Consider the following 21,963-nt stretch of genomic DNA (forward strand, 5'->3'; position numbering starts at 1 on the left):
TTTAAAACTATAATCAAATTCCTTGGTTTTTATATATGGATTTCTTACAATGAGAGATAAGAGATATCTTATTTTCTATAGAAGAGGTGTTAGTAGTGGCAAAAATATTAGTAGCAGGGAAAATTCCAGCAATCGGATTAGAACTATTAAAGGATCATGATGTAGAAATGTACGATAAAGAGGCGTTAATTTCTTTAGATGAATTAACAGAGCGTGTAAAAGACAAAGATGCATTGTTAAGCCTACTTTCTACAAAGGTGACAAAAGAAGTGATTGATGCGGCACCTAATTTGAAGATTGTTGCAAACTATGGTGCTGGTTACGACAATATTGATTACACGTATGCGGGTGAAAAAGGAATTGTAGTATCGAATACACCGAAAGTATCAACTGAAGCTACTGCAGAACTAACATTTGCACTTCTTTTAGCAGCGGCACGTAGAATTCCTGAAGGTGATACGCTATGTCGTACAACTGGATTCAACGGATGGGCACCATTATTTTTCTTAGGCCGCGAAGTACACGGTAAAACAATTGGAATTATTGGCCTTGGAGAAATCGGAAAGGCAGTTGCAAAGCGTGCGAAAGCGTTTGGAATGAATGTTTTATATACAGGACCAAATCGAAAGCCTGAAGCTGAAAGTGAACTGGAAGCAACATATGTAACATTGGAAGAATTATTACAAACAGCAGACTTTATTACAATTAACTGTGCGTATAATCCGAAATTGCACCATATGATTGATGAAGAACAATTTAAAATGATGAAGAAAACTGCGTATATTATAAATGCTTCACGTGGACCAATCATGCATGAAGCAGCACTCGCTCATGCATTAAAAACGAATGAAATTGAAGGGGCGGCTCTTGACGTGTTTGAGTTTGAACCGAAAATTACTGAAGAGCTAAAAGGGTTAAAGAATGTAGTACTTGCTCCTCACGTAGGAAATGCAACATTCGAAACGCGTGATGCGATGGCTGAAATGGCAGTAAGAAATATTTTAGCAGTATTAAACGGTGAAGAGCCTGTAACACCTGTAAATCAAAAAGTATTCGTTACAAAATAAAAAGAAACCTTCCGGAACCGGAAGGTTTTTTTATTTGTCTTTATTTGCTCTTTTAGATGGTCTTTGTCTAATAAATTGAGATAGCATATACAAAATGTATAGTGGAATAGCAATGAATAAGAAAACGGAAAAATTACCGAACCCTGTTTGGTACATTGTGATAATGATTCCAACTAAAAATAGTGTAATAATGATGCTATATCGTGGAATTGGTACATCTTTTAAACTTGGGATACGAATGCGGCTCACCATTAAAAATGCGAACGTTACAAATACTGTAATAAGAACGATTTTTGGAATGGTATGTGAAAATAATGTTAAGAAAGCAACAAGCCCTCCCGCTGCTGTAATCGGTACCCCAGTGAAATATTTCATTGAAGTAGAAGATGGTGTAACATTAAATCGAGCTAAACGATATGCTCCGAAAAGAGGGAATAGTCCCGCTATGTAAAGTCCGATGATTCCATAATTGGAGAAAGATGTGTAATACATGAGAACAGCAGGTGCTGCACCAAATGTTACGACATCTGCAAGCGAGTCAAGCTCTTTTCCCATTTGTGAATCAACGCGTAATAAACGAGCAACACGCCCATCAAGACTATCTAACATCATCCCGATAAGTACTAAAATAGCAGCTGATTTATAATATCCTAAAGATGCATAGCCGATTGACAAGAATCCACTATATAAATTTCCGAGCGTAAATAAGTTTGGAATAGCTGCTCTATACAAAATCTGATCCCTTGCTTTCTGTAATAAATTCTTAATTAGTGTATGAAAGTTTACTTATTTTATCATACCATAAATTTCTTCCTCATACGAAAAAAATTCCCAATTTGTGAAAGATTTCATAGAAGAATGATTTGAAAAATAAGTAAAAAAAGAAGCAACTTTTATAAAGTTGCTCCTTGTATTATTCAAATTTCGTTGTCATCGTTCCAGTCTTATACCGATTGTTAGGGTCGAAACGTAATAAATCTCCATAAATGAGTTTGTCGGAGAGTTTCAATTCAGTTTTTGCTTTTTCAATATTTGGTTGACATAATGAAATGTCCGCTTCTTCACCTGTATTTCGTTTATAACACATGTTTTTTGTATACACATAATCTTCCGAGACGAAGCTGCCATCACGCATTACCATAAGTGGGTCTTTTTCTTTAATAAATAAGTCAGTTCCAAATTCAACTGATTGATTTGTTTTAATACCAAGTAAATGAAGTAGCGTTGGTTTAATATCAATTTGACCAGATACTTTAGAAATGACTTTTCCTTCTTGACCAGGCACGTGAATAATGAGAGGGACGCGTTGTAGTTGCATAGAATCAAACGGTGTAATAGCGTCTTTCCCAAGGAACTGGGCCATGGCTGCGTTATGGTTTTCAGAAATACCGTAATGATCTCCGTAAATGACAATAACGGTATTATCATACAGTCCTTCTTCTTTTAATTGTTGAATAAATCGTTTAAGAGCTTCATCCGTGTAACGAACAGTTGGGAAGTAACGGTTTACAACACCACTTTCTGAATTAAACTCATCAACATATTGATCTTCTGGATTTAGAAGAAATGGAAAATGGTTTGTTAAAGTAATGAACTTCGTATAGAACGGTTGTGGTAAAGATTTTAGCTTTGGAATAGATTGTTCAAAGAACTCTTTATCTTTTAATCCCCAACCGACAGACATTTGTTCTGTGCCTACGTAATCATTCAAATTAAAGTAACGATCATATCCAAGTGCAGGATACATTACATCACGATTCCAAAACGCTTTATCGTTTGAATGGAATACAGCAGAAGAATATCCGTATTTCTTTAATTGTTCTGGTGTAGCTGTATATTCATTTGTTGCATGAGTAAAGAATACAGAACCACGATCTAGCGGATAAAGTGAGTTTTCAACGATAAATTCAGCATCAGAAGTTTTACCTTGTCCTGTTTGATGATAGAAGTTATCGAAATAAAAACTATCTTTAATAAATTCATTTAAAAATGGTGTAATTTCTTTTCCATTTATTTTTTTATTTATAACAAAACTTTGTGTAGATTCCATTGAAATCAAAATCACATTTTTACCTTTTGCAGCTCCAAATAAGTTTTTATCAGCTTGCTTATCTTTTGAGTCTGTATAGTTTTTAATTTCAGAGAACCCGTCGCCGCTTGCAAATACACGTTCAGCTGAAGATTTTGATTGAAGTGTAATATCAAATAGATGATATGTGTATAAACCTAAATTTTTCACGACAGTTTGACGGTCAAATGAGCGTGAGAACATTTGTGGTTTATAAATAACAGAAACAACAATTTGTAGTGCTAATAGAGCTGTTACACCGCTAAAGAAAGTTCGCTTCTCAGAGCGAGAAAGCGGCGTCTTGTCACAAAATGCAGGGAATTTACGCGAAAGAAACATTAAAATAATTGCATCTGCAAATAAAAGTAATGTTTTGTACGTAAAGAGTTCTTTTATACTCGTCCCTAAATCAGCCATATTATTTGTTTGAAATAACACTGGGAATGTAACGAAATCGTTATAAAACCCATAAAACATTGCATTTCCAAATAAAATGAATGATAGTATAAAACTAATTCCAACTATAACGCGGTTTCGGTGTTTAGATGCAAATAAAGCAAAACCGAAAAATAAAAGTAACGCAGCTAGTGGATTAATAAAAAGCATAAATTCTTCAAAGAAATTATCAATTTTAATATCGAATGCTAGCTTGTACACAATATATGTTTTTATCCATAATAAAACGACTGCAACGAGTGCAAATCGCAGTTTTGGAAACAGACGTTGTAGCATAATATACTCCTCTCCTAAAAAGCATGACAGTTCTTGTGAGTCGATTTGATTAGCGCCTCATTTTATATATACGAACAGTCCTTTGTTATTATGTTTATTATACTATGAGTATCATTATACGAAAATAAAAGAGAGTTGTGGACTTTTTTATAATAATTGAGTAGAAAAAGGGCAGCAGGAGACAATAAAACGGAGTTTCTATATATGATTATTGTCGTGCGCAGAAAGAATCGTGTAAGGAGGTTATAATGCGAAAGTTATTGTATTTTATAGTATGTAGTAGTGTTATACTTTTTGCTTCACCGAGTGTGTCGGTAGCCCAGTATGATGCACCTCTTATGGAAGATGCCCTTTATTCTGTTTTATTTCCGAAAATAAATAAAGCAATTGAAAAACAATATGGGAGCTTGAAGCCGTATGAATGTCCTAAAATTATTAGTTTAAAAAAAGTGTATAGCGGTACATATTTATTTCAAGCAAGTATTGAAGTAACGAAATATGAACGAGTTGCGGGGAAAATTGCTCCACCATTTGAGAAGGTAACGATTACATTTAATAATGAAGAAGGCGAATGGGAAGTGACGAAGGTTTTAGTAAAGCGCTTACCAAACGATACGAAACTAAACTGTAAAAAAACAATATAAAAAATTGTTTGACAAATAAAATGGTCCTTTGGTATTGTTAATAGCAACAATTAGATGTTTGAAAATTAAATAGACTTACCTCATCTACTCTCAAAGGTAGAGGCCGCGATAGGAAAGAGTAAACTATGGGAGATTTAATGGAATCTGTGATCATAGGTTGAAAGGGACTATTGCCGAAATATAAGAATAACCATCTTATTCATATATTGGGACTGCGTTGAATAAATGTAGTACTGTCATAAGATTTATTTTATGGAGAGCTATTTGGAGATGTTGATGCGGTTTCTTATTTTGAGGAGATAACAACTCGTTTATTTTTTCAATATATATTTTTCCTAATAAGAAACGCGTGTGAACATTGTTCCGCGCGTTTTTTGTCTATCTAAAAGCGTGCTGCAATGAATAGAAGATTGGGGTTATGAGTTTTAGAGGAAATAAGGGAGGAATTCAAATGTATTTACACGGCACAAGCCGAATCAATGGGCAAGGACACTTAGAAATTGGAGGGTGCGATACGACGCAGCTAGCAAAACAATATGGAACACCACTTTATGTATACGATGAAGAGTCAATTCGAGGAAAGTGCCGCGCGTTTCATCGTGCTTTTAAAGAAAGTGGTTTCTCTTATCAAGTAGCATATGCAAGCAAGGCGTTCTTGTGCATGGAGATGTGCCGAGTAGCTCGTGAAGAGAATATGTCATTAGATGTTGTTTCTGGAGGGGAATTATATACTGCACTTCAAGCAGGATTTCCGGCATCGCGCATTCATTTTCACGGCAATAACAAAACAGATGAAGAAATTGAGATGGCTCTTCAGGCGAATATTGGTTGTTTTGTCGTAGATAACTTCTTAGAATTAGAAATTTTGCATGATTTAGCAGTGCGACATGGGAAATTTGTGAACATATTAATTCGTGTAACGCCTGGGGTAGAGGCGCACACACATGAATATATTACAACAGGTCAAGATGATTCAAAATTTGGATTTGGCGTGTCAAATGGTCAAGCGATGCAAGCAATTGAGCTTGCTTTACAAAAATCAAATTATAACGTGTTAGGAATTCATTCACATATCGGATCACAAATATTTGAAACGGCCGGCTTTGTGCGAGCGATTGAAGTTCTTCATCAATTTTTAGAAAAATTGAGAGAGCGAACAAATTATGTAGTAAAAGTGCTAAATGTGGGCGGAGGATTCGGAATACGCTATACAGAGTCAGATACGCCATTAACTCTTAAGACGTATGTGCGAGCTGTAACCAGTGCAGTGAGAGAGCAATTTACAGTATGTAATTATCCCTTGCCAGAAATATGGATTGAACCAGGCCGTAGTATTGTAGGTGATGCTGGAACGACACTTTATACAGTTGGATCTGTAAAAGACATTCCTGGTATTCGGAAATATGTATCAGTCGATGGTGGGATGACTGATAATTTAAGGCCTGCTTTATATAACGCTCGTTATGAAGCGATGTTAGCGAATCGAGGGAATGATGAGAACGAGGAAGTTGTTTCGATTGCAGGGAAATGCTGTGAGAGTGGAGATATGTTAATTTGGGATATTACCCTACCAAAAGTTGCTTCTGCTGATTTACTAGCAATTTCTTGTACGGGGGCATACGGGTACTCGATGGCGAATAATTATAATCGGATTCGTAGACCAGCTGTCGTCTTCGCGAAAGGTGGTACATCACAAATTGTTGTAGAGCGCGAAACATATGAAAATATTATTGGGAACGATCGCATACGTATTAAAGAACTTGTTTAAATGAAGAAAAAGGAGTTGTTCGGAGGGGCAATTCCTTTTTTATAAAATAAAATAATTAAAATATATCGGAAAACTAGGATTGAAAAAAATCAGAATTGTGATAAAATACAAATACAAAGCTTATCAAGAGAAGCGGAGGGAACTGGCCCGGCGAAGCTCGGCAACCTGCTTATAGAAAGCAAGGTGCTAAATCCAGCAAAATGGAATCCATTTTGAAAGATAAGGTAAAATATATTACCGAACAGTCTTTTCGAAATGGGAAAGATTTTTTTTATGAATAAAAAGGGGGGCTGTTCGCGTGAGTGTACGGGAACATTTTGAGGAAGTATCTGAGAAAATTGAAGCGATGCTTGCTGATATGAAATATGGTTCAATTACAATTGTTGTGCAAGATGGAAAAGTCATTCAATTAGAGAAAAGTGAAAAAGTACGTTTAAAGTAAAAAGCGCTGACTAGAAAAACTAGAGGCGGTTTTAACCTATTTTGATTAGGTTAAAACCGTCTTTTTGCTTTTACAGGGGGAAAAAACATGTTGACGTATGAAACGTGGGAAGAAAATGATGTTTCATTTTCAGAAGAAGATAAAACGAAAGGCGCGTTATCTGTATTAAGTTGGGCTTATAAAGAATATAAAAGTGAAATTGTATACGCATGTAGCTTCGGAGTGGAAGGGATGGTATTGCTGCATCTTATAAACCAAGTAAATCCATCTGCTAAAGTTGTATTTTTAGATACAAATGTTCATTTTCAAGAAACGTATGAATTAATTCAAAAAGTGCGGAGGCGATTTCCTTCATTAAATATTATAGAAAAACAACCGGAACTTACGCTTGACGAACAAGCGAAGTTGCATGGTGAGAAATTATGGGAAAGTAATCCGAATCTTTGTTGTAAGATTAGAAAAATTTTACCGTTAGAAAAATCATTAGCAGCGGAAAAAGCGTGGATATCGGGCTTAAGGAGGGAACAATCAGAAACCCGTAAGCATACAAAGTTTATAAATCAAGATCATCGCTTTCGATCTATTAAAGTTTGTCCGCTCATTCATTGGACGTGGAAAGAGGTATGGCGATATGTATACAAACATAGTTTGCCGTATAACCCATTACATGACATTGGATATCCAAGTATTGGGTGTGAGAAGTGTACGTTACCTGTAGGAGAGGGTGGCGATTCGAGAGATGGTAGATGGGCTGGGAAAGTGAAAACTGAATGTGGTCTTCATTATCAATAAGATGAATCTTGAAATAAAACTAAGAGGGGATATAGAAAATGAGTACAGTAAACGAATTAGTAAATCGTGTAGACGAGACATACGACGTATCACAAATTGAAAAAGAAATTGGGCTAGACAACATTGCATTAAGTGATTTAGAACTATTAGCGACAGGGGGATATAGCCCGCTTACTGGTTTTTTAGGAAAGAAAGATTATGATTCGGTTGTAGAAACGCTTCGTTTAAATAATGGAAGTGTTTGGAGTATACCAATTACATTACCAGTAACAGAAGAGGTAGCAGAGACGCTAAAAGTTGGAGAGGAAGTAAAACTTGTTAACGGTGGAAATGTATATGGTGTCATTCAAATAGAAGATATTTTTGTGCCTGATAAGGAAAAAGAAGCGTTACTAGTGTATAAAACGACGGATGAGGCTCATCCTGGAGTGAAAAAATTATACGAACGACCGAACGTTTACGTCGGAGGAGCTATTGTTTTGACGAAACGTTTTGAAAATAATCCGTTTCCTTCTTATCATTTAGATCCAATTGAAACGAGAGAGGAATTTAAAAAACGTGGTTGGAAAACAGTAGTTGGATTCCAGACGAGAAATCCGGTACATCGTGCTCATGAATATATTCAAAAATCTGCTCTTGAAATTGTAGATGGCCTCTTTTTAAATCCGCTCGTTGGGGAAACGAAGTCGGATGATATTCCTGCTGATGTAAGAATGGAAAGTTATGAAGTATTACTTCAAAACTACTATCCGAAAGATCGTGTCTTTTTAGGTGTATTTCCTGCAGCGATGCGTTACGCAGGGCCGAGGGAAGCGATATTTCATGCACTAGTCAGAAAGAATTTTGGATGTACCCACTTTATTGTAGGGCGAGATCATGCAGGGGTAGGAGATTATTACGGTACTTATGAAGCGCAAGAAATTTTTACAAACTTTACAGTAGAAGAATTAGGGATTACACCGCTATTTTTTGAACATAGTTTTTATTGCACGAAATGTGAAGCGATGGCTTCGACGAAAACATGCCCGCACGGAAAAGAAGATCATGTCATTTTATCGGGTACGAAAGTAAGAGAATTATTAAGAAACGGTGAGGTTCCGCCAAGTACATTTAGTCGTAAAGAAGTAGTGGAAGTGCTAATTAAAGGCTTGAAAAAAGCAGTAGTAACAGAATAGGGAGAGAACGAGATGGATACGAATATTACTTGGCATACAGCTTCGGTTTCAAAAGATGAGAGAAGAGTGAAGAATGGACATCACAGTTTTGTAATTTGGTTTACTGGTTTATCTGCTTCGGGTAAATCTACAGTAGCAAATGCGGTCGCTCGTAAACTGTTTGAAAAGAATATTGGAAATTATGTGCTGGATGGGGATAACATTCGTCACGGTTTAAATAAAGACTTAGGTTTCTCTGAAAGTGATCGTATGGAAAATATAAGGCGAATTGGCGAAGTAGCGAAGCTATTTGTAGATCAAGGGACTGTTGTTCTTACAGCGTTTATTTCACCGTTTCGAGTAGACCGAAAACAAGTTAGAGATCTATTAGCTACAGATGAATTTATAGAAGTGTTTGTAAAATGTCCAATTGAAGAGTGTGAGAAACGTGATCCGAAAGGGCTTTATAAAAAAGCAAGAAAAGGTGATATTAAAGACTTTACAGGTATCGATTCACCGTATGAGGAACCAGAGAAAGCGGAATTAGTTGTAGAAACGCACAAGTATTCTATTGAAGAATGTGCAGAACAAATCGTGACATACTTACAAGAGCGTAGTTTTATATAGGGGGATAAAAAATGAGTTATGAAAAAGTATGGGCTAACAATGAAAAATTAAATCAAACTGAGAAAAATAAATTAAAAAAAGATGGCTTGGAGATCTTTAATGATATTCCTTACTATGCAGAGAATGGCTTCGAATCTATTCCGAAAGAAGAGTGGGACTCATTCAAATGGGCAGGGTTGTATTTACAAAGACCGAAAGAAGCTGGTTATTTTATGATGCGTGTAAATATTCCTTCTGGGATTATTACGAATGCACAGGCAGAAGTGCTTGCTTCTATCGCTGAGGATTATGGACGTGACGTAATAGATATTACGACAAGACAGGCAATTCAGTTTCATTGGTTAGAAATTCATCAAATTCCAGATATTTTTAAAAGATTAGCAAGAGTTGGGTTATCTTCAGCTGGGGCGTGTGGTGATATAACGCGTAATATTACAGGAAATCCACTTGCTGGCATTGATGCAAATGAACTGTTTGATACAACTGGCATTGTAAAAGAGGTATATGACTATTTCCAACATAATGAAGAGTTTTCTAACTTACCACGTAAATTTAAAATGTCTATTAGTTCTAACATTTATAATTCAGCAAACGCAGAGATTAACTGTGTTGCATTTACACCTGCAACGAAAGAGATAGGCGGTGAGAAAAAAGTTGGTTTTCATATAAAAGTAGGCGGTGGATTATCAGCTCGTCCATATTTAGCGGATGAATTAGATGTATTCGTTTTACCAGAAGAAGTGAAGGCGGTAGCAATTGCGATTGCTACGATATTCCGTGATTTTGGATATCGCGAAAAACGTCATTTAGCCCGTTTGAAGTTTCTTGTTGCAGACTGGGGAGCAGAGAAGTTCAAAGAGAAACTAATAGAGTATACAGGACCATTGCAAAGTAAAGGGGAAAGTGCTCTCAAAGGCTGGAATGCGGGATACTTTTATGGAGTTCAAGATCAAAAACAAGACGGACTAAAATATGTAGGTTTTAATGTGCCAGTAGGACGCCTACATGCAGAAGAAATGTTTGAGATTGCAAGAATTGCTAAACAGTATGGGAATGGACAAATTCGTACATGTAATTCACAAAACTTTATTATTCCGAATGTTCCGCCAGAAAATGTGGAGGGTTTACTAAATGAGCCATTATTTGAAGCGATATCAGCAAGTCCGAAATCGTTTATTGGTCATGCGGTTTCTTGCACTGGTATTGAATATTGCAATCTTGCTTTAGTAGAAACGAAAGAAAGATTGCGAAAAATTGCCGAATACTTAGATACACAAATTGCACTCGATGTTCCGGTTCGTATTCATATGGTAGGGTGCCCGAATTCATGTGGTCAACGTCAAATTGCTGACATTGGATTACAAGGGGTGAAAATGAAAACGAAGGAAAAAGGAATTGTTGAAGCATTTGAAATATATGTAGGTGGAACGCTGTTAGATGGTGGTGCTTATAACCAAAAGTTAAAAGGAAAAATAGATGGCGAGGATCTACCTGATGTACTCGCATCATTTATACGTTATTTCGAAGAAAATAAATTACCAGCTGAAACGTTTTATGATTTTGTAGGCCGCGTTGGTGTAGAGACATTACAAATAGCCTTAAATAACATACTAGAAGAAGTAATAGCGTCTTAGGAGGGACAATATGGATTTATATCGATTTGAAGCTGTGTTAGTAAATAGTATTGTTCCTATTGTTGTCGTTGCTCAAAGTGAAGAACAGGCGTTTAAGCTTGCGGAGATGGAGCTTGAAAAGCATTTTTTACCGCTGCCAGAAGTAAAGGAGATTTCCTTATTTGAAAAAAAGAAGATTCGAAAAGGTGCGGCATTTGTTATTCATGAGTAGGGAATAAAAAATAATGAAAACTTCCATTCGTATATAAGGATGGAAGTTTCACTTTAATAGTAGAAATGAGGAGAGATGATGGGGAAGGTTTATATCGTGGGAGCGGGTCCTGGTGATCCAGATTTAATTACTGTAAAAGGATTGAAATGTATTGAGAAAGCAGATGTTATTTTATACGACCGTCTCGTGAATAAAGAATTGCTTTCTTATGCAAAGCCTGAAGCGGATTTAATTTATTGCGGAAAACTACCAAATTATCACACGATGAAGCAAGAGACAATTAACACGTTTCTTATTAAATATGCGAAAAAGGGAAAAGTTGTAACGAGGCTAAAAGGTGGGGATCCATTTGTATTTGGTAGGGGAGGAGAAGAAGCTGAAGCGTTAGCAAAGCAAGGTGTACCGTTTGAAATCGTTCCTGGTATTTCAGCTGGAATAGCTGCTCCTGCTTATGCTGGTATCCCAGTGACACATCGTGATGCAAGTGCAAGTTTTGCTATTGTAACGGGGCATAGAAAAGAAGATGCCGAAGAAGAAGTGAAGTGGGAAAATTTAGCGAAAGGTGTAGAAACTTTAGCTGTATATATGGGGGTTAGCAATTTACCCTACATATGTGAGCAACTGATGAAGTATGGAAAAGATAAAAGTACACCCGTTGCTATTATTGAGCGAGGAACGACATCTATGCAGCGTACAGTTGTTGGAACGTTAGGAACAATTGTAGATGTTGCAAAAACAGAACAAATTCAAAATCCGAGCATGATTGTAATTGGAGAAGTGGTCCGTTTTCGAGAAAAAATCCATTGGTTTGAGAAACAGACAGAAAGTACGTATCAAGTAAGTGGAGTATTATAAAATGAAAGCCATCTTATATATATGCCATGGAAGTCGTTTGAAAGCAGCTAAAGAAGAAGCTATTGGGTTTATTACGTCATGCATGAACCATGTAGAGGCAAATATTCAAGAAGTTTGTTTTTTAGAGTTAGCGAGTCCGACTATTGATGAAGGGTTCCGTACATGTGTGAAGCGTGGTGCTACAGAGATTATTGTTATTCCAGTTTTTTTATTAGCGGCAGGTCATGTGAAAAAAGATATCCCGTTTGAATTGGAAAAGTTAAATAATCAATTTTCGAATGTTAAAGTGACTTATGGTAATCCGTTTGGTGTATCAGAAACACTTGTTAAATCGGTATATAGCGGGAGTGGTATTGAACAGGAAGATAAAAATGAAGTGACGCTACTTCTTGTTGCAAGAGGGAGCAGTGACCCTGAAGTATTACGAGATATAAACTGGATTGCTTCTTTATTTCAAACGGAAGAGAAGATTGAGAAAGTAGAAGTTTGTTATTTAGCGGCTGCCGAGCCGAAATTTGAGGAGACGTTAAAGGAAGTTGTAGAACGAAAAGAAAAGAATATCGTTGTACTGCCTTACTTGTTATTTACAGGTTTGCTTATGAAGCATATTGAAAAAGAAGTACGCCAATATGAGTTGGATGATATAAAAATAAGTCCGTATTTAGGGAAGAATGAAGCGTTTCAGTATATGTTAATTCAGAAAACGAAAAAATTATTGAAAGGAGATCAATATGTATCCACTTACAGTGCGAGTTGAGAAGAAACGTGTTGTTGTCATTGGTGGAGGGAAAGTTGCGGGGTTTAAAATTATTCCTTTACTAAAACAAGGTGCGGATATAGTTGTGATAAGTCCTGAATTGGATGCAAATTTAGTGAAACTTGTAGAAGAAAAGAAAATTCGTTGGTATCAAAGGGAGTATGAGAAAAGTGACATTAAAGACGCTTTTTTAGTTGTTGCAGCGAGTAGTGATGCCGTATTAAATGAACAAATTGCTGAAGATAGCGCAGAAAATCAATTAGTAAATGTTATTACGAACCCGGAAAGTGGTAATGTTCATTTTCCGGCGGCGATTCATCGTGGATTACTGAATGTGGCTGTTTCTACTGGGGGAGCGAGCCCAAAACTTGCAAAAAAAATTCGTGATGATATTGCAAATAAATATGATGAGGCGTATGAGTCGTACCTTAATTTTTTATACGAAGTTAGAATAAAAGTGAAAGAATTACAAATAGAGAAAAGACAGAGAAATATATTGTTGCAAGAAGTATTAAAGTCGATATATGTTCAAAATGAACAAAAAAGAGAATTGTTTTTACAAGAATTAGAGAGAAGAGTTCATATAGGATAATGAATAAATTGTACTTTACAACTATAAAAATATAATTTATAATCACAAGTAACTTCAATAGATGAAATCGATGAGCAAGAAGAGTATGTATATTTGATACGTTCAGAGAGCTGGGGTAAGGTGTGAGCCCGGTACGATAAAATATACAGAATGGGCTTGCGAGAGGTATGTTGAACATTGTAGTAGGCAACCCGGGTTCCGCCGTTAAAAGGATAGAGTATCGGAGTTTTTCCTGTACTTGAACAAGTGGGATTTATCAATCCAATTGAGGTGGTACCACGGTATTTACATTACATATATCGTCCTCTACATGCATATTTGCGTGTAGGGGACTTTTTTATTTTCTAAAGGAGGTGTGCGAGTATGAAATGAAAGTGTATAATTAACAAAAGTTTAAATATTCAGAAAAGGAGAAATTATAATGAAAGAAACACAGCAATGGACGTCGAAAATAGGCTTTGTACTCGCAGCAGCTGGAGCCGCAGTAGGTCTTGGTGCGATATGGAAATTTCCATATGTTGCAGGTAATGGTGGGGGAGGCGCATTCTTCCTTGTATTTTTACTATTAACTTTATTTATAGGTATGCCGCTTCTTATAGCTGAATTTGTTATTGGACGTAGTACACAAAAAGAGGCAGTTACTGCATATAAAGTATTAGTGCCAAATAGCAAGTTATATCCTTGGATTGGTCGTATGGGAGTTGTTACTTGTTTTAGTGTACTATCTTTTTATAGTGTTGTAGGTGGATGGATTTTACTTTACTTATACTATAGTGTGACAGGAAGTTTCTGGAATGGAGTGACTGATTATGGGCAATTATTCGGTGAGACGATTTCAAATCCAGTAAGCGCGATTGGAGCGCAATTTATCTTTATGCTTTGTACGATTTTTGTTGTAAGTAAAGGTGTAGAGAAAGGGATAGAAAAGGCAAGTAAGTATATGATGCCGCTATTATTTATTTTATTTATTGCGATTATTGTTCGTGCGTTAACACTTGATGGTGCTATGGCTGGGGTAGAGTTCTTCTTAAAACCAGATTTTTCAAAGCTAACAGCAGATACGATTTTATATGCGATGGGACAATCGTTCTTCTCGCTAACAGTTGGTGCCTCAGTAATGGTAACGTATAGTTCCTATTTGAAGAAAGAAGAACATTTAGCGAAATCAGCAACATCTATTGTAAGTTTAACTGTTTTTGTTACAGTACTTGCAGGATTAGCGATTTTCCCGGCGATTTTCGCGTTAGGTGTTAAGCCGACTGAAGGGCCAGGGTTACTATTTATCGTCCTTCCAGCAGTATTTGCGAAAATACCATTTGGGCAATTTTTCTTCATTATGTTTTTAGTGCTATTCTTCTTTGCGACGTTAACATCTGCGATTTCCATGCTTGAAATTGTAGTAGCATCTGTTGCGAAGGGGAATGAGAAGAAGCGTCCGTCAGCATCATTGTTAATTGGTATTCTAATTTTTGCAGTTGGAATTCCGTCAGCTCTATCGTTTGGAATTATGAGTGATGTGAAAATATTTGAGAAAACATTCTTTGACTTAGTCGATTTCTCGGTAAGTAACGTATTATTACCGTTAGGGGTACTAGCCATTTCGCTATTCGTACCAAATAAAATGAGTAAAGAAATGTTAATGAAAGAATTAGAAGTTACGGAAACAAAAGGGAAAACATTATTTAATATTTGGTTCTTCTTACTTCGTTATGTTATCCCAGTAACGGTAATTATTGTATTTTTAAATGCGATAGGCGTATTTAAAATGTTTGTATAATAAAAAGACGGAGATTTCTCCGTCTTTTTATTATGTTGGAGGTGTATTTAATAAGCGATGATATGCTTTGTAGGCTGTGATGACTGCGAGGAACGATCCGATTAAAAATAACGCTGAACCGCCAAACGTAAACAACCGACCAATATACGTTTCTCTAGCTTCTTCTATTTCTTGTAGCAATTGTGTATTCATAGTTGATCACCCCGTAAACTATAGGCATTTAGTTTAGTCTATGTAGAAAGCCTATATTGTGTGAAGTGGAAATAAAAAACTCGGTATGCACCGAGTTTTTTATAATCCGATATAAGGAGATGGATCAACTGCGTTTGTCTTACCGACATTCCATTCTCCAAGGTGAAGTTCGAAGTGTAAATGTTGTCCGTATGATTGGCCAGTATTCCCCATAAAACCAAGTTGAGTGCCTTGTTTTACAGTTTGTCCATTTGATACAGAACGGCTACTCATATGAGCATATACTGTTGTGTATGTTTTTCCGTTAATACGGTGAGATAAGTACACAACATTTCCGTAACTAGATGATAATTCTGAGCGAATAACAACGCCATCTGCAGCGGCAATAATGGGAACGGTTCCTGAAGCAGCGATATCGATTCCTTTATGGTTATCTATAGAGCGCACGCCAAAACCAGAAGTTTTTGATCCAGCTGCTGGTTTAATAAATCCACCGATGTTTGTATCGTGTGGTGTTGGAGCCGCTTGAGCAGTTTGAGCAGATGTAGTAGCTTGTTTACGAGTTTCTTCTGCCTTGCGAGCTTCCTCGGCTTTACGAGCTTCTTCCGCGCGTTTTTCTTCTTCAATTGCCTTTTGAACAGCTTGACGCTGATTTTCTAAAATGCCTTTAGATTCTTCTAATCCTTCAATCTCTGAATCTACTTTTGTTACTTTCGTATGTAGATCGCTAATAAGAGTTTGTTGCTGTTGTTGGTTATTTTGTAATTCTTGTTGTTTTTGTTCTAATTTTTGCTCAGATTCTTTCAGTTGTTGTTCTTTTTTTTCAACAGCCTCTTTTTCTTTCGTCACAGCATCTTGGTCAGTTGTTTGTTTTTTCACAATATCAGTATCGTTGTTTAAAATTAAACTGACAGAGTACATATTATCAACAAGATCAGCAATGTTTGCAGAATTTGTTAATACTTCTGTAATGATATTTGTGCGAGGTTTTTCTTGCATAGATTGCAGTCGTTGTTTAATAACTTCCTGACGTGTATCTATGTTTGTTTGTAATTGCTCTATATGTTTCTTTTTCTCAATAATTACTTGTTGTGTTTTACTAATTTCTTTTTTTGTATCGTTTAACTCAGCTTCGTTTTTATTAATAGAAGTAGTTAAGTCATCGATTTTCTTTTGTAATTCTTGAATTTCTTTTTCTATTTGTTCTTTCTCAGCTGATTTATTTTGTAAGTCATTTTGTTTTCCTTCTAATTCAGATTGAATATTAGATAATTTATCTTGATTCGTTTCAGCATATACAGGTGAAAGTAACGGAGAAACAAAAATCGTTCCTGCTGCTAAAACACTAAACGCTGCAAATTTCTTTTTCATTGTTGTCTAGCTCCTTTCCCTATGAATGTTATATCTCATAAGAAGAAGAGTGTCTATCGTTGTAATCATAATGTAAAGAAAATTTTATAAAGTTGCTAAGTTTTGTCGGAATTTAGCATTTTTCAACAGTAATTGTAATGGTGATTTTATTTTTTAGTTTGCGTAACAAAGGTGTATTCTAGATTTTATCTGTGAAATAAAGGGAAAAGTTGCGGTTTTATATAGTGAAATTTAAGTTGAAAAAACACTAAAATACTAGTAGGGAATCGTTCTCATGTTAGGTTTTCTGACATGGGATTTCTTTTTGTCAAGAAAATTATTTGTGTTCAGGAAAAGTTATTTTGTTGTCAGATTTTAAATTTTGATTTATGATTTTTAACAGGGACAAAATGTATTGAATTGTCGAATAATATGTAATACTCTTAATTTCGAGTTTTATAGAGATAGAATGAGAGATAGAGTGACACATCGAAGAGGGGGTTACAACAAATATGAAAAGAATAGGACTTGCATGGCAAATATTAATTGGTCTTGCGCTAGGTATTGCAGTTGGGGCGATTTTCTTTGGCAATCCGGCAGTGGTGAGTTATTTACAACCAATTGGTGATATTTTTATCCGATTAATTAAAATGATCGTTGTACCGATTGTTGTAGCAAGTATTGTTGTTGGGGTTGCTGGTGTTGGCGATGTTAAAAAATTAGGTCGACTAGGCGGAAAAACAATTCTTTACTTTGAAATTATTACAACAATTGCAATTATTGTCGGTCTATTAATTGCGAATATTTTCCAACCAGGAAAAGGCGTAAATATGGAGCAGTTAACAAAGACAGATATTTCGAAATATACACATACGACAGAGCAAGTACAAAGTCATTCATTTGCAGATACATTTGTAAATATTGTTCCAACAAACATTGTGAAGTCATTAGCTGACGGAGATATGCTTGCTATTATCTTCTTCTCTGTATTATTTGGTTTAGGTGTAGCGGCAATTGGTGAAAGAGGAAGACCGGTTCTTCAATTTTTCCAAGGTGTAGCTGATGCAATGTTTTACGTAACAAACCAAGTTATGAAATTTGCACCATTTGGTGTGTTTGCACTAATTGGAGTTACAGTTTCTACATTTGGTCTTGCTTCATTAATTCCATTAGGGAAATTATTAATTGTAGTATACGGGGCAATGATTTTCTTCGTGGTGGTCGTATTAGGGATTACAGCGAAAATATTTGGGATTAACATTTTCCAATTCTTCAAGATTTTAAAAGACGAGCTGATCTTAGCATATTCTACAGCGAGTTCAGAAACAGTTTTACCGAAAATCATGGAGAAAATGGAGAAGTTCGGTTGTCCGAAAGCAATAACATCTTTCGTTATTCCGACAGGTTATTCATTTAACTTAGATGGATCAACTTTATATCAAGCAATTGCGGCTATTTTCTTAGCGCAAATGTACGGTATTGATTTATCTATTACACAACAAATTACATTATTACTTGTATTAATGGTTACATCAAAAGGTATCGCAGGTGTACCGGGCGTATCGTTCGTTGTATTATTAGCGACACTTGGTACAGTAGGTATTCCACCTGAAGGTTTAGCGTTTATTGCAGGTATTGACCGTATTCTAGATATGGCTCGTACAGCAGTTAACGTTGTAGGTAACTCTTTAGCAGCTGTAGTTATGTCTAAATGGGAAGGTCAATATGACGCTGAAAAAGGACAAGCCTATTTGAAAGAAATTTCTAATAAACAAGCAGCTTAATTATAATTTGAACAAGCTCTCACATAATATGTGGGGGCTTTTCTATATAGAAGGGAAGCGGACGTAATGAAACGTAAATATGGTGACGGTTCTTCGTGGAAGCGATTAATAGAAAAAGATTATACGGTTAAGCAAATAGAAGAGGGAATGCTAGGAATACTGGAAATAAAAAAGGTGAGAGAACCTAGTTGTAAAGAATATGATGATAAGGAGCTTTGTATTGCTGGTAATCAGTATACGTGGATTCAATATTTCATAGACGGGAAAAACTTTGCGATTACTGCTATGTTAGATGATCAGAAAAAATTAGTGCAATATTATATCGATGTGGCGAAAGAATATGGAATAGACGACCGTGGTTTACCATATTTTGATGATTTATATTTAGATGTAGTGTTATTACCGAATGGTAAAATGTATATATTGGATGAAGATGAGCTAGAGGATGCTTATAAAAGTGGCGATGTTACAAAAGAAGAGTATGAGTTAGCATGGTACACTACGAAATGGATCATAGCTGCAATAAAAAATAGTGAATTTTATTGGATTTCAATATTGGAAGAAGAAATCGAAAAGTTAAAATGAGTGTTGTATTCAAATTTTTGTATAATTACCAAAAAAATCTATACAAAAAATAATTGACTTTTGTTTTGTAAGCGAGTAAAGTTAGGGAAGAAATTATTATTAAAAAGTAAATATGAAACCTTCTTATAAAGAGAGGCGGAGGGACTGGCCCTACGATGCCTCGGCAGCGGACTCGATTTCAGAGTGCTGTGCCAAATCCAGCAAGCATATGCTTGAAAGATGAGAAGAGCGTTTCTTATAGATGTATAAGACCTCTTCTTGTTGGAAGAGGTCTTTTGTTATTCATTAGAAAAAGGTTGAAACTAGGGAGAGATGGTACTTTGAAAGAAACGAGAGGAAATGGTTTGGCATTATTACCACTTGGGATATTTTTGGCGCTATTTATTGGTTCTGGAATTATTACAGGTGATTTCTATAAATTGCCGATACTTGTAGCAATTTCAATTGCTGTAGGAGTCGCTTTAGCGATGAATCGTAAAGAAAGTTTTCATGTAAAAGTGGAACGATTTGCTAAAGGTGCAGGGAACCCAGATATTATGATTATGGTTCTAATTTTTGTACTGGCAGGAGCGTTTTCTGAAACAGCAAAAGGAATGGGCGGCGTTGATTCTACAGTTAACTTAGCGCTATCCATTTTACCGCAAGGATTTATCGTAGCTGGTATTTTTGTTATAGGGGCATTTATTTCATTAGCGATGGGAACTTCAATGGGAACAATTGCCGCATTAGCACCGATTGCTGTAGGTATTAGTGGGCAAACTGATATCTCAATTGCGCTTGCGATGGCTACCGTTGTTGGCGGGGCGATGTTTGGTGATAATTTATCATTTATTTCAGATACAACAATCGCAGCTGTACGTTCACAAGGAACAGAAATGAAAGATAAGTTTAAAACGAACTTTTTAATTGTATTACCAGCGGCTATTATTACAATTGTACTATTAGTAATTCTTACTTTAGGAAGCGACACGCAAGTTAAAGCGCATAGCTTTGACTGGATAAAGATTTTACCGTATGCGGGAGTACTTATTACAGCGCTACTTGGCTGGAATGTACTTATTGTATTAACTGGTGGAACTGTACTATCTGGGGTTATCGGTCTTTTAGATGGCAGTTACACGTTAGAGAGTTTCTTTAAAAGTGTAACGACTGGAATGGGCGGTATGATGGAGTTAGTATTACTTGCTATTTTAATTGGCGGTATGGTCGAATTGATTCAATATAATGGTGGCATTCAATATTTAATGAATATTTTAACGCGTAACATTCGTTCAAAAAAAGGAGCGGAGTTCGGTATCGCTGGTTTAGTAGGTATGACGAATATGTGTACAGCGAATAATACAATTTCTATTATATTTACAGGTCCGCTTGCGAAAAACATTGCAGATCAATATGAAATTGATCCTCGAAAATCAGCGAGTGTATTAGATCTTTTCTCATGCTGTGTGCAAGGATTAATTCCGTATGGTGCGCAAATGTTAACAGCAGCAGGATTTGCGGCGTTATCTCCGATTGAATTGTTACCATATGCGTTTTATCCGATTTTAGTTGGAGTATGTGGAATCAGTTCTATATTAATTGGTTTCCCGCGGTTTTCTAAAGTAGCGGAAAAGAAAGAGCATCATAAAACAGCATAATGAAAATGAATTTTATGAATCGTAACGAAAGCCGTACAGAGAATGTTCTCTGTGCGGCTTTTTATGTGCGGAAAAAGAGTGAATGATCCTATCCTACCGTATGTTTTTACAAAAGGCTGAATGCAACTCGGTCTTAAGTCTGAGTCGAAAACGGTTCTTAAGCTCGTTATGGAAAAAAGAAAAAATAGTTAAGATAAGAGTATCAAATCGAAGGGAGGCAAGCACAAGATGAAACAATTTCTAGCGTTTATCGCGGCTGGTATTTTAGCTTTAATTGCTCTTGGCAGTCTTGCTGGTATTATAGGATTCGCAATTGGAGCAGGAGTTGTGTACTGGAGCTATAGATCATTTGTGCGAGCACAATCATTTTTTGGAAAGTTAGCTTGGGGTATTGTTGGTTTAATCGGCTTGTCCATCGCCCTTTCTCATTCCCCAGCATTAATCGGTATTGCAGCATTAGTAGTTTTATACTACGGATACCGTGAGTGGAAAAAAGAAAAAGATGTAGTTGTTGATTCTGCTCCAGAAAGTTCTAAACCATATAGCAACTTTGAAGATGAGTGGAACAAGTTAATGAAAAACTAATATAAAATAAATCAAATTTATAAAGTAGAAGAGAGGAAGATTATAATGAAACAATCTTTATTCGGACGTGTACGCGATGCCATTTTAGCAGATTTTCATAATGTGTTAGATGAGAAAGAAAGAAAAAATCCAATCGCTATGTTAAACCAATATTTACGCGATAGTGAGCGTGAAATAACAAAAATTGAGAAGTTAATTCAGCGTCATAAAACATTAAAATCTAATTTTGCTCGTGAACTTGAGCAAGCGCGATATTTCGTTAATAAAAGATCAAAGCAAGCAATCATTGCTCAAGAAGCAGGTGAACTACAACTACATGAGCGTGCTTTAGAGGAAGTAGCTTATTATGAAGGGCAAGTAACTCGATTAGAAGAAATGTATGCAGGTGTTGTAGAGCAAATTGATGAGTTAGAGCGTCGTCTTTCTGAAATGAAAAATAAATTAAAAGAAATGCACGCAAAGCGTATGGAATTAATGGCACGTGAAAATATGGCGCATGCAAATCGCCGTATGAATACTGCGATGCATAAAATGGATGAAAATAATCCTTTCTTACGATTTGAAGAAATTGAGGATCATATTCGCGACTTAGAAACTCGTATGAATGAGGAACATGAACGTGACACATTTGATATGAAGATTGCAAAGCTTGAGCGTGAAATGAAGGAAAAGAATGATGTATCGTTAACGAAAGAGTTAACAAAATAATA

22 protein-coding genes, 3 riboswitches and 1 other annotated feature are annotated in these 21,963 nt (G+C 36.0%); of the genes, 18 read left to right on the forward strand and 4 right to left on the reverse strand.

Annotated features, from left to right (window positions below):
- Positions 1–95 precede the first annotated feature (95 nt).
- Entirely contained in the window at positions 96–1,067 is a 972-nt protein-coding gene (locus tag Q9B79_RS14540; RefSeq protein ID WP_087985506.1) for a 2-hydroxyacid dehydrogenase family protein, read from the forward strand.
- A 30-nt stretch (positions 1,068–1,097) separates the two neighbouring features.
- Here Q9B79_RS14540 and pssA read toward each other — a convergent pair whose 3' ends face one another.
- Together pssA and Q9B79_RS14550 are read right to left on the reverse strand one after the other, a co-directional pair.
- Positions 1,098–1,799 carry a CDP-diacylglycerol--serine O-phosphatidyltransferase gene (pssA, locus tag Q9B79_RS14545; protein ID WP_306185313.1) on the reverse strand — a complete coding sequence of 234 codons (702 nt, stop codon included), beginning with the start codon at positions 1,797–1,799 and terminating at the stop codon, positions 1,098–1,100.
- A gap of 181 nt (positions 1,800–1,980) precedes the next feature.
- Positions 1,981–3,867, reverse strand: a complete 1,887-nt coding sequence (locus tag Q9B79_RS14550; RefSeq protein WP_306185315.1) for an LTA synthase family protein — start codon at positions 3,865–3,867, stop codon at positions 1,981–1,983.
- Between the two features lie 248 nt (positions 3,868–4,115).
- Between Q9B79_RS14550 and Q9B79_RS14555 the strand changes: the two genes are divergently transcribed.
- The 12 genes from Q9B79_RS14555 to Q9B79_RS14610 all read left to right on the forward strand — a co-directional run bounded on the left by Q9B79_RS14555 (position 4,116) and on the right by Q9B79_RS14610 (position 15,120).
- Positions 4,116–4,511 carry a DUF3888 domain-containing protein gene (locus tag Q9B79_RS14555; protein WP_306185317.1) on the forward strand — a complete coding sequence of 132 codons (396 nt, stop codon included), beginning with the start codon at positions 4,116–4,118 and terminating at the stop codon, positions 4,509–4,511.
- A gap of 89 nt (positions 4,512–4,600) precedes the next feature.
- Positions 4,601–4,782, forward strand: a riboswitch (Lysine riboswitch).
- A gap of 180 nt (positions 4,783–4,962) precedes the next feature.
- Complete coding sequence (gene lysA / locus Q9B79_RS14560; RefSeq protein WP_306185319.1) at positions 4,963–6,279, forward strand: diaminopimelate decarboxylase; 1,317 nt, start codon at positions 4,963–4,965, stop codon at positions 6,277–6,279.
- A 117-nt stretch (positions 6,280–6,396) separates the two neighbouring features.
- Positions 6,397–6,505, forward strand: a riboswitch (SAM riboswitch).
- A 72-nt stretch (positions 6,506–6,577) separates the two neighbouring features.
- Complete coding sequence (locus tag Q9B79_RS14565) at positions 6,578–6,721, forward strand: YezD family protein (protein ID WP_000116161.1); 144 nt, start codon at positions 6,578–6,580, stop codon at positions 6,719–6,721.
- Positions 6,722–6,808: 87 nt separating this feature from the next.
- Positions 6,809–7,513, forward strand: coding sequence for a phosphoadenylyl-sulfate reductase (locus tag Q9B79_RS14570; RefSeq protein WP_306185321.1), 705 nt, complete (start codon positions 6,809–6,811; stop codon positions 7,511–7,513).
- Between the two features lie 38 nt (positions 7,514–7,551).
- Positions 7,552–8,688: a sulfate adenylyltransferase gene (gene sat / locus Q9B79_RS14575; RefSeq protein ID WP_306185323.1), complete on the forward strand. Its 1,137-nt coding sequence runs from the start codon at positions 7,552–7,554 to the stop codon at positions 8,686–8,688.
- 12 nt (positions 8,689–8,700) lie between these two features.
- Positions 8,701–9,294, forward strand: a complete 594-nt coding sequence (gene cysC / locus Q9B79_RS14580; RefSeq protein ID WP_306185325.1) for an adenylyl-sulfate kinase — start codon at positions 8,701–8,703, stop codon at positions 9,292–9,294.
- 11 nt (positions 9,295–9,305) lie between these two features.
- A complete protein-coding gene (locus Q9B79_RS14585) occupies positions 9,306–10,928 on the forward strand; it encodes a nitrite/sulfite reductase (protein WP_306185327.1) in 1,623 nt (540 codons plus the stop codon).
- 10 nt (positions 10,929–10,938) lie between these two features.
- Entirely contained in the window at positions 10,939–11,139 is a 201-nt protein-coding gene (locus tag Q9B79_RS14590) for a DUF3906 family protein (protein WP_000366917.1), read from the forward strand.
- Between the two features lie 78 nt (positions 11,140–11,217).
- Entirely contained in the window at positions 11,218–11,994 is a 777-nt protein-coding gene (gene cobA, locus Q9B79_RS14595; RefSeq protein ID WP_306185329.1) for a uroporphyrinogen-III C-methyltransferase, read from the forward strand.
- A 1-nt stretch (position 11,995) separates the two neighbouring features.
- Positions 11,996–12,751, forward strand: coding sequence for a sirohydrochlorin chelatase (locus Q9B79_RS14600; RefSeq protein ID WP_306185331.1), 756 nt, complete (start codon positions 11,996–11,998; stop codon positions 12,749–12,751).
- Positions 12,726–13,343, forward strand: coding sequence for an NAD(P)-binding protein (locus tag Q9B79_RS14605; RefSeq protein WP_306185333.1), 618 nt, complete (start codon positions 12,726–12,728; stop codon positions 13,341–13,343). The genes Q9B79_RS14600 and Q9B79_RS14605 overlap by 26 nt, the downstream gene beginning before the upstream one ends.
- 61 nt (positions 13,344–13,404) lie before the next feature.
- Positions 13,405–13,653 (forward strand) — a binding site (T-box leader).
- A 111-nt stretch (positions 13,654–13,764) separates the two neighbouring features.
- Positions 13,765–15,120, forward strand: a complete 1,356-nt coding sequence (locus tag Q9B79_RS14610) for a sodium-dependent transporter (protein ID WP_306185335.1) — start codon at positions 13,765–13,767, stop codon at positions 15,118–15,120.
- 30 nt (positions 15,121–15,150) lie between these two features.
- Here Q9B79_RS14610 and Q9B79_RS14615 read toward each other — a convergent pair whose 3' ends face one another.
- Entirely contained in the window at positions 15,151–15,312 is a 162-nt protein-coding gene (locus tag Q9B79_RS14615) for a hypothetical protein (RefSeq protein WP_306185337.1), read from the reverse strand.
- Between the two features lie 99 nt (positions 15,313–15,411).
- A complete protein-coding gene (locus tag Q9B79_RS14620; RefSeq protein WP_306185339.1) occupies positions 15,412–16,683 on the reverse strand; it encodes a murein hydrolase activator EnvC family protein in 1,272 nt (423 codons plus the stop codon).
- Positions 16,684–17,174: 491 nt separating this feature from the next.
- Between Q9B79_RS14620 and gltP the strand changes: the two genes are divergently transcribed.
- From gltP to Q9B79_RS14645, 5 genes are all read left to right on the forward strand, one after another.
- Entirely contained in the window at positions 17,175–18,446 is a 1,272-nt protein-coding gene (gltP, locus tag Q9B79_RS14625; protein WP_000821141.1) for a glutamate/aspartate:proton symporter GltP, read from the forward strand.
- Between the two features lie 66 nt (positions 18,447–18,512).
- Positions 18,513–19,031, forward strand: coding sequence for a ribonuclease FAU-1 family protein (locus Q9B79_RS14630; protein WP_306185341.1), 519 nt, complete (start codon positions 18,513–18,515; stop codon positions 19,029–19,031).
- 120 nt (positions 19,032–19,151) lie between these two features.
- A riboswitch (SAM riboswitch) is annotated at positions 19,152–19,257 on the forward strand.
- Between the two features lie 94 nt (positions 19,258–19,351).
- The gene (locus Q9B79_RS14635; protein WP_306185343.1) at positions 19,352–20,668 is read left to right on the forward strand and encodes a Na+/H+ antiporter NhaC family protein; all 1,317 of its coding nucleotides are present in this window, start codon (positions 19,352–19,354) and stop codon (positions 20,666–20,668) included.
- Between the two features lie 228 nt (positions 20,669–20,896).
- On the forward strand, positions 20,897–21,253 hold the full coding sequence (locus tag Q9B79_RS14640; RefSeq protein WP_306185345.1) for a lmo0954 family membrane protein: 357 nt from the start codon (positions 20,897–20,899) through the stop codon (positions 21,251–21,253).
- Positions 21,254–21,298: 45 nt separating this feature from the next.
- The gene (locus Q9B79_RS14645) at positions 21,299–21,961 is read left to right on the forward strand and encodes a PspA/IM30 family protein (protein ID WP_000814138.1); all 663 of its coding nucleotides are present in this window, start codon (positions 21,299–21,301) and stop codon (positions 21,959–21,961) included.
- Positions 21,962–21,963 lie beyond the last annotated feature (2 nt).

It is taken from the genome of Bacillus sp. MHSD_36 (genome assembly GCF_030757775.1).
Lineage (GTDB): Bacteria > Bacillota > Bacilli > Bacillales > Bacillaceae_G > Bacillus_A.